The 12,757-nt window shown below is 41.5% G+C and carries 13 protein-coding genes; 10 read left to right on the plus strand and 3 right to left on the minus strand.

Going from position 1 to position 12,757, the window contains the following annotated elements:
* Nucleotides 1–19 precede the first annotated feature (19 nt).
* The 8 genes from I585_RS11425 to I585_RS11460 all read left to right on the plus strand — a co-directional run bounded on the left by I585_RS11425 (nucleotide 20) and on the right by I585_RS11460 (nucleotide 6,851).
* Nucleotides 20–1,162 carry an aminotransferase class V-fold PLP-dependent enzyme gene (locus tag I585_RS11425; RefSeq protein ID WP_010741935.1) on the plus strand — a complete coding sequence of 381 codons (1,143 nt, stop codon included), beginning with the start codon at nucleotides 20–22 and terminating at the stop codon, nucleotides 1,160–1,162.
* Nucleotides 1,163–1,168: 6 nt separating this feature from the next.
* Complete coding sequence (gene yedE / locus I585_RS11430) at nucleotides 1,169–2,233, plus strand: YedE family putative selenium transporter (RefSeq protein ID WP_010741936.1); 1,065 nt, start codon at nucleotides 1,169–1,171, stop codon at nucleotides 2,231–2,233.
* A gap of 21 nt (nucleotides 2,234–2,254) precedes the next feature.
* Nucleotides 2,255–2,488 (plus strand): putative Se/S carrier protein, encoded by a 234-nt coding sequence (locus I585_RS11435; protein WP_010741937.1) that lies wholly within the window; start codon nucleotides 2,255–2,257, stop codon nucleotides 2,486–2,488.
* Between the two features lie 108 nt (nucleotides 2,489–2,596).
* Entirely contained in the window at nucleotides 2,597–3,319 is a 723-nt protein-coding gene (locus I585_RS11440) for a lantibiotic protection ABC transporter ATP-binding protein (protein WP_034708951.1), read from the plus strand.
* Entirely contained in the window at nucleotides 3,312–4,052 is a 741-nt protein-coding gene (locus I585_RS11445; protein WP_010741939.1) for a lantibiotic immunity ABC transporter MutE/EpiE family permease subunit, read from the plus strand. Before I585_RS11440 ends, I585_RS11445 begins: the two co-directional genes overlap by 8 nt.
* Entirely contained in the window at nucleotides 4,039–4,791 is a 753-nt protein-coding gene (locus tag I585_RS11450; protein ID WP_010741940.1) for a lantibiotic immunity ABC transporter MutG family permease subunit, read from the plus strand. Before I585_RS11445 ends, I585_RS11450 begins: the two co-directional genes overlap by 14 nt.
* 54 nt (nucleotides 4,792–4,845) lie before the next feature.
* Entirely contained in the window at nucleotides 4,846–5,508 is a 663-nt protein-coding gene (locus tag I585_RS11455) for a response regulator transcription factor (protein ID WP_010741941.1), read from the plus strand.
* Entirely contained in the window at nucleotides 5,496–6,851 is a 1,356-nt protein-coding gene (locus I585_RS11460) for a sensor histidine kinase (RefSeq protein ID WP_010741942.1), read from the plus strand. Before I585_RS11455 ends, I585_RS11460 begins: the two co-directional genes overlap by 13 nt.
* 46 nt (nucleotides 6,852–6,897) lie before the next feature.
* On the opposite strand, the gene I585_RS11465 is transcribed toward I585_RS11460, so the two are convergent.
* Both I585_RS11465 and celB read right to left on the minus strand, forming a co-directional pair.
* Nucleotides 6,898–7,617 carry a GntR family transcriptional regulator gene (locus I585_RS11465; protein ID WP_010741943.1) on the minus strand — a complete coding sequence of 240 codons (720 nt, stop codon included), beginning with the start codon at nucleotides 7,615–7,617 and terminating at the stop codon, nucleotides 6,898–6,900.
* Nucleotides 7,618–7,718: 101 nt separating this feature from the next.
* Nucleotides 7,719–8,990, minus strand: coding sequence for a PTS cellobiose transporter subunit IIC (gene celB / locus I585_RS11470; RefSeq protein WP_010741944.1), 1,272 nt, complete (start codon nucleotides 8,988–8,990; stop codon nucleotides 7,719–7,721).
* Between the two features lie 207 nt (nucleotides 8,991–9,197).
* On the opposite strand from celB, the gene I585_RS11475 reads away from it, so the two are divergent.
* Nucleotides 9,198–10,592 (plus strand): glycoside hydrolase family 1 protein, encoded by a 1,395-nt coding sequence (locus I585_RS11475; protein WP_010741945.1) that lies wholly within the window; start codon nucleotides 9,198–9,200, stop codon nucleotides 10,590–10,592.
* A gap of 49 nt (nucleotides 10,593–10,641) precedes the next feature.
* On the opposite strand, the gene I585_RS23210 is transcribed toward I585_RS11475, so the two are convergent.
* Nucleotides 10,642–10,959 carry a CPBP family intramembrane glutamic endopeptidase gene (locus tag I585_RS23210; protein ID WP_244266004.1) on the minus strand — a complete coding sequence of 106 codons (318 nt, stop codon included), beginning with the start codon at nucleotides 10,957–10,959 and terminating at the stop codon, nucleotides 10,642–10,644.
* Nucleotides 10,960–11,591: 632 nt separating this feature from the next.
* On the opposite strand from I585_RS23210, the gene I585_RS11485 reads away from it, so the two are divergent.
* Nucleotides 11,592–12,746, plus strand: coding sequence for a M20 metallopeptidase family protein (locus tag I585_RS11485; protein ID WP_010741947.1), 1,155 nt, complete (start codon nucleotides 11,592–11,594; stop codon nucleotides 12,744–12,746).
* Nucleotides 12,747–12,757: the final 11 nt, after the last annotated feature.

Here is a 12,757-nt window from a genome sequence, read left to right on the forward strand (position 1 = left end):
ACAAGAGGAGAAATGAACTATGATTTATTTAGACAACTCTGCGACAACACTAAAAAAACCGGCTGTCGTAATTGAGGCCGTGACAAATGCATTGAGTCAATTAGGAAATTCTGGGCGCGGTGTGCACGAGGATTCTTTGAAGTCATCGGAAGTGATTTTCCAAACGCGCCAAGCGTTATGCCGGTTATTCAATGGTGAACAGGCGCGGCAAATAGTCTTTACTTCGGGTGCTACAGAAAGTCTGAACTTAGCGATCGAAGGAATGCTATTTGGCAACGATCATGTGATCACGACTGCGCTTGAGCATAATTCAGTCTTGCGGCCGCTTTATCGAATGCAAAAAGAAAAAGGATTAATGCTGACGATAATTCCAGCGGATAAACAAGGTAACTTAGACTATTCTGATTTTGAGGCGGCAATCAAGGAACAGACGAAGGCGATAATCGTCACTCATGCCTCAAATGTAACCGGAAATATTGTGGATTTGGAAAAAATCAGTGGAATTTGTGAAAAGCACGGACTCTATTTGATCGTAGATGCTTCGCAGTCAGCGGGTATTTTATCAATTGATGTTCAAGCATTGAAGATTGATTTATTGTGCTTTACTGGACATAAAAGTCTTTATGGGCCACAAGGGACCGGCGGGCTGTACGTTCGGCCGGGTATTTCTCTGCGCCCATTAAAGGTTGGCGGAAGCGGGATCGATACGTTTAATCCGCAGCATCCCACAAGTTTTCCAACAGCGTTAGAAGCGGGAACTTTGAATGGTCATGGAATCGCGGGATTAGGTGCCGGTGTGCACTATTTGTTAGATCAGACTCTTGAAAAATTGAGTCAAGAATCTGGTCGGATATCAAAGCTTTTTTATGAGGAGGTTTCAAAGATCGATGATCTGATCGTGTATGGTGATTTTTCAACGAATCAACGTTGTCCGATCGTGTCATTAAACCTTGGTCAAAGAGATTCTGCAGAGATTAGTGATTTGTTGTCTTATGAATATGGGATTGCCACTCGTTCTGGTGGTCATTGCGCACCTTTGATGCATGAAGCGCTAGGAACAAAAGAACAAGGGGTGGTTCGTTTTAGTTTTTCCTCCTTTACGACTGAACATGAGATTTGGGAAGCGATTGCGGCTTTACAAAAAATTAGTCAAAAGGGGTAATGATCAATGGCAAATAAGAAAATGTATTTGACGGTTGGGGTAGGATTTGGTTTAGTAGCAATTATGTTGGCCTATTTTGGTAATCCAGCAAATATGGCAATTTGTGTCGCGTGTTTTATTCGTGATATTGCTGGTTCGGCGAAGCTTCATGGAGCGCCGCCAGTGCAGTATTTACGACATGAAATTATTGGTATTATTTTTGGCGCGATGCTGATGGCGATTCCTAGAAAAGAATTTCAAGCCAGAAGCGGCTCTTCTACGGCAACGCGTTTCTTACTAGGATTTACGATGATGATTGGGGCATTGGTTTTTCTTGGCTGTCCATTACGGATGGTCTTGCGGATGAGCGGCGGCGACTTGAACGCTTATGTGGGATTAATCGGATTTGTTGGCGGTGTATTTACGGGAAGCATCTTTTTAAAACAAGGCTACTCATTGGGGAAACCGCAAGAGACTAAAAAATCTAGCGGATTTATGGTGCCGGGCTTCTTCTTAGCGCTGTTTCTATTATTCTTAGTTGTTCCATCACTATTTGTAGTGAGTAAAGAAGGACCGGGGAGCTTCCATGCGCCTGTAGTGATTTCATTGGTCGGCGGGTTAGTTTTTGGCGGGCTGGCGCAATTGTCTGCGATTTGTTTTTCGGGCAGTATCCGAGATATCTTCTTAATGAAGAATTTCAATCGAATCACAGGGGTTCTGACATTGTTTGTGGTGGTCTTAATCTATAATATCGCGACTGGAAACTTTCATTTGAGTTTTGCTGATCAGCCGATCGCTCATATGGAGCATCTATGGAATATTCTTGGACTATATGTGGTTGGTTTTGCCGGAGTATTGCTCAGCGGCTGTCCGTTGCGCCAATTGATTTTGACGGGACAAGGTTCTTCAGACGCTGGAGTGACAGTGATCGGAATGCTGGTCGGTGCGGCTTTTGCGCATAATTTTGGTTTGGCCTCGTCTGGCGAAGGAACGACCAGTTTCGGGCGGATCGCGATCATTCTATCGATTGCGTTACTGTTTATTATCGCGTTTACGAATTTAGGGAAAAAAGCGGAAGCTTCCGCGAATTAATGAAGCAGGGAGAGATTTCTGGTGGTAAAAGAATGGCTTATCGTGACTTTTGAGACTGAATATGATGCGTTGCATTTTTCAAATTTATGCAAACAAGCAAAGTTAGAGGGGCGCTTGATGCCGATCCCGCGTAAATTATCCGCAGGTTGTGGGATTTCGTGGCGTGCGGAGCCCGAGCTTGAATCGGCCATTCAAGTGTTGATTCAACAGCATTCAACAGATCTTTCCTGTGAAGTCGTAAAAATTAATCTTTAAGCTATAAAGTGATTCGCTCTTGATTGAGTTGAATCACTTTTTTTGTCATCCTTATTGTTTCCTTATATTTGTTTTTCATACTAAGGGTACAACAAGGGGGAATCAATGATGAAAGAAATGATTATAACAACCGAAAATTTGACTAAAACCTATCAGCAGCAAAAAGCCGTTAATAAATTATCCTTAGAAATTCCTAAAAATGAAGTCTATGGACTTTTGGGTGCGAACGGTGCCGGGAAATCGACAACCTTGAAAATGATCGCGGGACTCATTCAACCATCGGAAGGAGCAATTTTTTATAACAATCAACTGTGGCAGCGAAAGAACTTAGCAGAGATCGGTGCCTTGATTGAAAGTCCTCCGCTTTACGGAAACTTAACGGCACACGAAAATTTGTTGGTACGCACGACGACTTTAGGCTTGCCGGAGACACGCATAGCAGAAGTTTTGGAGCTGGTGGATCTGCGAAATACCGGTAAGAAAAGAGCTCGGCAATTTTCAATGGGAATGAAGCAGCGATTAGGCTTGGCGTTGGCTTTATTGAACCGTCCTAAATTATTAATTTTGGATGAGCCGACGAATGGGTTAGATCCGCTAGGGATTCAAGCACTGCGAGAATTAATCCGATCTTTTCCGGCACAAGGAATTTCGGTGATTCTTTCCAGCCATATATTATCAGAAGTCGAAAATACAGTGGATACGATCGGCATCATTGCCAATGGTCAGCTGAGCTATCAGGGCGAACTGCCAGAAAATAGTGCGGCATTGGAAAAATTGTTTATGGATGTAGTGAGAGAAAAGCAAACAGAGGAGGCGCTATATCATGGGTAGACTAATTCAGGCTGAATTATTGAAGGGAAGGCGCAGTTTTGGCAGAAAAGGTCTGGTTATCTTTCCACTGTTAGTCAGCGGAATGGCAATTTTTTTAATGGGCGGGCAGTTCACTCAAATTGGTGCCTATAATTGGTGGTACATGCTGCTGTTACCAATGGTAGCAGCGCTGATTTGTATCAATCTGATTGATTCAGATAAGCAACTGTCCTTTTTCAATGTCAACGTAGTGCCGATTTCCGCTGCAAAAATCTGGCGAGGGAAGATTTGGACGGGCATTCTGTATTTACTATTTGGCAATGGATTAGTTTTTGGGCTTACAACGATTTCGGGCATTTTTTTTACGGCGCAATATCCTATCTGGCGAGGGCTTTTAGCAGGATTGGTTTTAACGCTTTCTTGGGCATGGCAGATCCCTTTTGGTCTGTTTGTGGCTGCTCGGTTTAACTCGATCGTGACCTTTATCAGTTTCTTGTTTCTAAATATTGTTTGTTCGATTCAAACCGTTGCGGGCGGAAATCTTTGGTATTTGCCGTTTGCAATTGCACCGCGTGTAATGACTCCGATTCTTGGGATCAATCCGAATGGTGTCCCTTTGGAAGTAGGAAGTCCCTTGCATGACACCAGCGTGATTGTTCCGGGATTAATTATCACGAGTATCTTATTCATTGTTGGTTATTTGTTGACAACGAGGTGGTTTGCTAAGGGGAGGTATTCCCATGAGAGGGCTTAAACAGGACATACAGGCAGATTTATTTAAACTAAGAAAAACAGCATTTTTCTGGCTACACCTAGTCGTTCCATTCTTGGGTATTATTATTTTCTTTGGTTATCAAAAATTGACGAATTATCCAGCGGACGCGTTAACGATAAATTACTTTCAGCTTCTTGCGCTGATCTACCCGATACTTGCAGCATGGATGACGACTATTCTAGTTGATCAGGAAATCGAAGCAGGCGGCGGCTTTTTTCTCCTCAATGCGTCTTCTAAAGCGCGTGTGCTGTTCTCAAAAATAATCTTACTGTTAACGCCGGGCGTATTTTCTTGTTTGTTTATCGGGCTGGGCTATCATTTGGTTCTTTCGCAAATCAGCTCGGACTATTCACTGCCGCTTTCTTTGATTTTTATCTTAACAATAGTGATCTGGGGCAGCGCGCTCTTTCTCTATTTTTTTCATTTGTGGTTAGGATTTTGCTTTGGCCGAAATGTAAATTTTGCGCTTGCAGCAGTCGAGTTTTTACTTGCCGCTTTGCTGCTGACGGGATTAGGTGAAACGATCTGGTTCTTTTTCCCATGTGCATGGGGGATTCGATTGGTTCCTTTAGTTACGACTTATTTTAGCGGAAACACTCTTGAAGCTTTGCCAAAAATCGAAATGGGGTTAGGCAGTATAATCAGCTTAACAGGAATTATGCTGATTTTTCTCTTTGTTTGGTTCAGCAAATGGGAAGGACGAGGTAATGAAGCGTAATGCGCTTGTGGCAGAGCTTTTTTAAACGTATGATGGAAGGAGTGGGGTGAGAAGATGGCAACAATTTTCGCAATTGATGATGATGAAAAAATTTTGACTTTTATCAAAACCGCTTTGACGCGTGAAGGGCATCAAGTGGAAACATTTACGAGCACGGCAGCAGTCACTTCGGAGAAAACCAAGTTTGCTGATTTATTATTATTGGATGTCATGATGCCGGGTGAGGATGGCTTTGAGTATTGTCAAAGAATCCGCAATGAAGTTGATTGTCCGATTCTTTTCGTAACAGCTAAAACGAATGAGAGCGAAATGATTCACGGCCTGGGCATTGGCGGCGATGATTATATTCGGAAACCCTTTTCTGTTTCAGAGTTACGTGCTCGTGTTTCGGCTCATTTACGAAGGGAAACGCGCGGGCATACAAATAGTTTGCGAGTGGGAAATTTTTCTTTAGATTTTGCGGGTAAGAAAATCTTTTATGGTTCAGAGGAAATTTCTTTTACAAAATCAGAATACTTGATTTGTGTTCATTTGCTGAAATCTGCGGGACAGGTTTTTTCCAAGACGCAGTTATACGAGGCGGTCTTCGGGTATGAGGGAGAGTCAGATGAAAGTGTGATCGTTGAGCATATTAAAAATATTCGGGCAAAATTGAAAGTCTACGATGAAGATCCAATTGAGACAGTCTGGGGGATTGGGTACCGATGGCGAAAATAAAAACGATCGGGTTAACGAGGTATGTGACCAACGTTTTATTATTGGCTTTTTCAGGAATCGTTGCGATCTTATTAGTCGCATTAGTCTCTTTTCAATTGTTGATTTCATCAGGAAAAATCGCGCCAGCCAATGCTGGTGAAACGGAAGCGCGAGCAGAAGTGGTCAAACTAAAAGAGAGTCAGTCATTTCCGAGTAAATTGACACCTAAGTTTTATGACTATATCCATTTTGCAGAAAATGGAACGGTCAAGTCTGCTTCAGTATCCGGAGATGCGTTAAAAAAGACGATTAAGGATTATAAGGATAGAAACGAGTCTTATTCGACGGCAGCATATGTCACGTTTTCTGACGGAACCTATGCGCTGGTTTTCTGGCAATACAAAGCTCAATTTACAAATGACGCATTAAGGAAGCTTTTCCCCAATTTCGAGATTCTTTTCTTTATTGGAATAACGATTGTGCTGCTGCTTTTTTTCAGTTTATTTGTTCGAAGGACGAGTAAACAATTGAAAGCAAAACTGATCTTAGTCGAAAAGGCTAGTCAACAAATTGCGCAAAGAGAGCTTGATTCCGATATTAAGACTGAAACGGGAATTGTAGAATTTGATCATGTGCTGCAATCGATTGATGACATGCGAGGGGCATTAAAAGAATCACTGATGCAGCAGTGGGAAACACAGCAGCAACGTAAACAGGAGATCGCGGCTTTAACGCATGATATTAATACACCATTGACGGTCATCAACGGGAATGCGGAGCTTTTATTGGAAGATCAGCTGGGAAATGAACAACGACAATTAATTGAAAACATTCATGATTCCGGAATAAAAACAAAACAATACATTGAACTGCTGCAGCAAATTTCAAATTTTGACGTGATTCAAGAAGAAAAAATCGTGGTTTCACTTGAAAGTATTATGGAAGAGTTGACCAAGACATTGTCACCGTTAGCGAAACAGAAAAAGATCACTCTGACTGTTCGCAATGAAAGTGCAGTAAAAACAATTTTGGCGGCGCCAGTCATGTTGATGCGCGCTTTGGTGAACATCGGTGAAAATGCGATTCGCTTTACAGACTCAGGCGATGTGACGATCAAAGTCCAACAAGCCGAGCAAAAAATAGTGTTTATAGTTGAAGACAATGGTCCCGGTTTTTCTGGAGAGGCCATCCTGCATGCAAAAGAAATGTTTTGGCAGCAGGATCAAAGTCGCACCTCTGACCATAATTATGGGATCGGTTTGTCGATCGTTGATCGAGTAGCAAAATTCCATAATGGACAATTGAAGTTGGAAAATACGCATGTTGGCGGAAAGGTAACGCTCATTCTGCCAGTTGATAAGTAAAAGAAAAGAAGCCTATTTTTTGAATAGGCTTCTTTGTCGTTCAAATTTAATTTCCCTTCATATCTAAATAAGAATAATCACGAACGTCAAAACGATTGCGGCTGCGAGAATACTCGATCGGATCACCGTTTTGCTGATAGGCGATTTGGCGGATCTCCAGAACAGGATCATCTACCGCACAATCAAGGTAGGTTTGATCATATTCAGAGCTCTTGTCTGCTCGAATCGTTCGATAGGCACCAGTGATTTTTATGCCAAGTTCTTTTTTGATGTACTGGTAGATCGAAGATTCAATAATTTCTTTTTTTAGGTTTGGCACCGCTTGGATCGGCATATACGTATGCTCCAAGATAAAGGGCTTATCGTCTAAAATTCGCAAACGAATGATTTTATAAACAGGTTCTTCCTCCGAAATGTGCAATTTTTCTTGGATCGCTGCATCAGGAAACTCGACATTGAACTCAATGACTTTGCTTTCTAATTTCCGATTTGCTTTTTCCATCTCAGTGCTTAATCCTTCATAATAAGAAAGGACAGAGGTATCCTTTGTCAAAAACGGATGGTTCAAAATAGTGGTTCCAACGCCTTTTTTTGACGCTAATAACCCTTCTAACGTTAAAATTTCTAACGCTTTTTGAACGGTCATGCGACTAACTGAGAATTCTTTGACCAACTCGATTTGTTTTGGCAGCAAAGACCCCGCGGGATAAGTATCATTTTTTATTCGATTCCGTAATGTATTTGCGATTTCTTCGTATTTTGGCAACGTCATCACCTCAATATGATTATACCTAAGTTCATATGTCTATACAATGACTAAAAAAGTTAAGACAAACTTTTTAGGCTTGTCTTAACTACTTATGGAAACTATTCGATATCGTAGGATTGTTGGCGATCAAGGATACGCAAGAATGGGTACCAGATAAAGCCAACGATGATGAAGTCAAGAACTTGTAAGGCTCCGCCTAACCAAGAATTGGTTGCCAAGATTCCGCTGGCAACAATCGGCACGGTCCATGGAACAGAGACGCCGGTTGGCGGGGGAACAATCCCTGCAGCCATGACTAAATAATTAAGTGTTGTAACAACCAAAGGTGCTAATACCCAAGGAATCAAGATCGTCGCATTTAAAACAATCGGCAGACCGAAAATTGCAGGTTCATTCACATTAAAAATACCAGGGGCCAGAGCTAAACGACCGACATCTCGGTATTGCTTTTTCTTCAATACGAAGGCCATTAATAGTACAACGGCTAGAGTCATACCGGAACCGCCTAAACCAACCGTGAAGGTTTCCATGAAGGGTTTTGTAATAATATGCGGTAGAGGATTGCCTGCCTTATAGGCTTCCAAGTTGTCTAACATTAACGTGTTCCAAATCGGGTCCATCACAGAATTGACAATGATTTGCCCGTGAAGACCAAAGAACCATAAAAACTGAACTAGGAAAAGTGCTAACAAAGTCGCTGGCAGGCTGCTGCCTAAACCAGTCAATGGTTTTTGAATGACTTCATAGATAACATCGTGCAGATTCGCATGGAATACGCCGGTCATAATTGCATTAACGATCAGGAATACAGTCAAAGTCACGACTGCGGGGATTAAAGCGGCGAAAGATTTTGTGACAGCAGGGGGAACACCGTCAGGCATCTTGATCTGCCAGCCTCTTTTGGTAACACGGCAATAGATTTCAGCAGCTAAAAATGCGGCCAGCATACCGATAAACATTCCCTTTGCCCCTAAACGATCCAACGTCAAGATACCGCTGATCTGTTCACCATTTTCTAATGTCATGACGAAGGGAGTCAAAATTAGAAAACTGGCAAACGAAACCGCACCGCCAAAAATTCCTTCTACTTCATATGATTCAGATAAATAATAGCCGATCCCGAATGTGACAAAGACGGACATGATGCTCATTGTGGCATTTTGTCCATTACCAAAAAGCTCAGACAACGTTCCTTTAGTCGCATCATTAAAGAAAGGTAGATTATTAACAACGACAACAATTGACCCAAACATGGTCAGCGGGAATGACAGCATAAATGCATCTCTTAGGACAGTCAAGTATCGATTTTGCCCTAACTTGTTCGCTAGGGGCATGATTTTTTCCGCCAGTTTATCCATAAACCCATTCATTTTCTTCACCTCTATATTTTTTTGTAATCGATTACAGCTATAATTTATCATGATTATTTAAGTATGTCTAGTCATATATTTAATTATGATTGATTTTTATTTAGAAATTGTTTATCATGATGATGAAAGATAGGATGCTCATTCGAAAAGATTCATTGAGTGAGATCCATGATAAGTATTAAAAAGAAGAATTTGGAGGAGAAGAAGATGAAGTATACATTTCCAAAAGAGTTTTGGTGGGGTTCTTCCGCCAGCGGCCCGCAAACAGAAGGCAGAGTTGAAGGAGATGGCAAAGGAGAGAATATTTGGGACTACTGGTTTGAGTTGGAGCCAGAAAAGTTTTTCAATCAGGTAGGTCCTAATAAAACATCTCGTGTCTATGAAAAATTTCGCGAAGACATTCAGTTGATGAAGCAGATTGGTCATAACTCTTTTCGTACATCAATTCAATGGAGTCGTTTGATACCAGAAGGAACGGGAGCGGTGAATCAAGCAGCAGTCGATTTTTATAATCAGTATATTGATGAATTAATCGCGAATGATATCGAACCATTTCTAAACTTATATCATTTTGATATGCCGTTGCCGCTGCAAGAAAAAGGCGGTTGGACCAATCGCGAAACAGTTGATGCATATGTTGCTTACGCAAAAACTTGTTTTGAGTTGTTTGGTGATCGAGTGAAAAAATGGTTCACTCATAATGAGCCGATCGTTCCAGTGGAGGGTGGTTACCTTTATCAATTTCATTATCCAAAGCATGTCATTATGGAAGAAGCGGTGATGGTGGGGTATCATGAAAATCTTGCTAGTGCAAAAGCGATTAAAGCCTATCGTGAACTGGGTCTTGATGGAGAGATTGGGATCATTTTGAATCTAACGCCTAGCTACCCTAGAGACGAGAACAATCCTGACGATGTCAAAGCTGCAGAAATAGCTGACGTCTTTTTCAATCGTTCGTTTCTTGACCCAGCAGTGAAGGGCGAGTTTCCCGTAGAATTAGTAGCTGTAGTGAAAGAGTTAGACATTGCACCGGAAGTTCAAGCGGGAGATTTGGAGATCATAAAAAACAATACGGTTGATTTGCTGGGAATTAATTATTATCAACCGCGACGGATCAAAGCAAAGGAAACGCCGATCGATCCAAGCCATGGTCCGATGCCGGATGATTATTTTGATTATTATGATCTGCCTGGAAAGAAAATCAATCCTTATCGGGGATGGGAGATCTACGAAAAAGGGATTTATGATATCTTAACGAATACACGGGAAAATTATGGAAATATCCGCTGCTTCATTTCGGAAAATGGGATGGGGGTTGAAGGCGAAGAACGCTACATCAATCAAGATGGACAGATCGAAGACGATTACCGGATTGAATTTGTTTCAGATCACCTGAAATACGTTCATCAAGCGATTCAAGAAGGAACCAATTGTCTCGGTTACCATATGTGGACTTGCATGGATAATTGGTCATGGACCAATGCCTACAAGAATCGCTATGGCTTTATTTCGGTCGATATCACTAATGAAGGCAAACGAACGATCAAGAAATCTGGTCACTGGTTCAAAACAGTGGCGGACAATCATGGTTTTACAGAATAAATGAAAACTGACGAAAACACTGTTTAGGTGTTTTCGTCAGTTTTTTTGTCTAAATAAAAATAATCAGAGAATTTGCTAAGTTATAGCAGGTATGCAGCAGCACAGATCCCCATAAACTGCCAGATTTTCGGTAGGTATAGGAACAGGTGAAATGCAAGGTAAGCAGCAATAGAATATGCGGAAATGTCAGTGCATTGAACTGCTGACTACTGATCCACTTAACAGGGTAATGGGCAAGAATGAATAGGATAGCGGTAACGCTGGAAGCGATATGCTCATTTCTGAATAGACCTGTTAGACGCGTTTCGATATATCCGCGATAAATGGTTTCTTCCACAAAAGCGCTGTTCAAAAAGAGAAGTACCATGGTCAAATTTGTCGATCCTAAAATAATTTTAGTCACATTATTAAAAGAAAATGTAACGATGAAATAAAATACGAGCTGTACTCCGAGCAAAAGAATTCCCCAAAAGATACTTCTTTTAAGTCGATTTGAATGCAAGCCAATCGACGACAGTCTGTCTTTAAACGCTCTTAAAAAAATAACCAGAACAAGCAGATCCAACAAAGGAAAAACAAAATTTAAGCTATTTATCAGCGCTATGGGAAGCGAGCTCATTATTAAGAAGCCATGAAGAAAAGCGAAAAGAAAGACAATCAGAAAAAGCAGGAACGCACTGAGTCCTTGTTTTTTAGTGTAATGATCGGGTTGAGAAAGCATTGAAAACCTCCGCAGTTTTAATTTTAGTATAGCAGAACATAAAAGGGTTGTGAGGATGCTCACGGATAAATGGTCAATTTAATTCAAATAGTAGGATGCTTAGTCTGTCCGAATAGGCCTATTTTACAGATAGAAATACTTTTCTTTCTATATACTGAAAATTTGCGAAACAAATTAATGACCAAAGAAGCAATCTGTACTATAATATGAGAAACTATCAATGGATTTCTAATCTAAAAAGCATTATTCTAAGAATATTTATGGAAATGAGTGAGACGATGATCGATACGGAAGTCAAAGAATTAGAAGAATTAGTTACTACCATGCGCCGCGAATTGCACCAAATTCCTGAATTGGGATTGAAGGAAAAGCAAACGGCTGCGTATATTCGAAAAAAGTTGGCAGCCTTTGGTGTCACGGAAACGTACGAAGTCATCGAAACAGGTACGATCGCGGTCTTACGGGGAGAAAAGCCGGGAAAAACCCTCGCTTTTCGTTCAGATATTGATGCATTGCCGGTAGAGGAACAAACAGGGTATGACTTTGCCTCAAAAACTCCGGGAAAAATGCATGCTTGCGGGCATGATGGACACATGTCAACACTTTTAGGTTTCATTGCTTATTTACACAAACATCCTGAAAAAATTCAGGGAACATTAGTATTTGTTTTTCAACCAGCGGAAGAGGGGCCAGGCGGAGCAGAATTAATCATGCAGTCGGGGATTTTACAGAAGCTGGGTGTGGAGGAAATCGTCGGATTGCATGTTTTTCCTGATTTGCCGGCGGGAAATATTTCCTGCCGCCCAGGGCCAATGATGGCCCGCAATGCGGAGGTAACGATTACGATTAAAGGTGTCAGTACTCATGGCGCTCAACCTCAGTTAGGCGAAGATGCGATTGTAGCTGCTGGCGGTGTAATTTCTGGTTTAAATAGCATTTTAGCAAGAAATATCGGACCGTTAGACAATGTTGTTTTGACATTTGGTACCATTCATGGCGGCGAAGCGATGAATATTGTGGCGAAAGAAGTCGTTTTGCATGGCACTATGCGAGCTTTTGATGATCAGGTCTACGATGAAGTCGTTCGTCGAGTGAACTTATTAGCGGGTGAAATCGCAAAGGGATACGGTTGTGAAGCAGTGGTTGATTTCAATCACATGTATCGAGTGGTAGACAATGATCCGAAAATGGTGGAGACACTGGAAAAAGTTGCGGCAGATTATTATGTAGAGACACCGCCGTATTTGATCGCGGAAGATTTCTCGATGTATCAGCAAGAGATTCCGGGGATGTTTTTCTTTTTAGGCATTCGGGATGAAGCTAAGGGCTACACGTATCCGCTGCATAGCGGAAAAATGAAATTTGATGAAGTGAATCTGCTTTTAGGGATTCAGACGTATGTAAATTTGATTGCTGGATTGAACGAAGATTAATTGAGGGGGCT

The organism is Enterococcus malodoratus ATCC 43197 (assembly GCF_000407185.1).
GTDB lineage: Bacteria > Bacillota > Bacilli > Lactobacillales > Enterococcaceae > Enterococcus_A > Enterococcus_A malodoratus.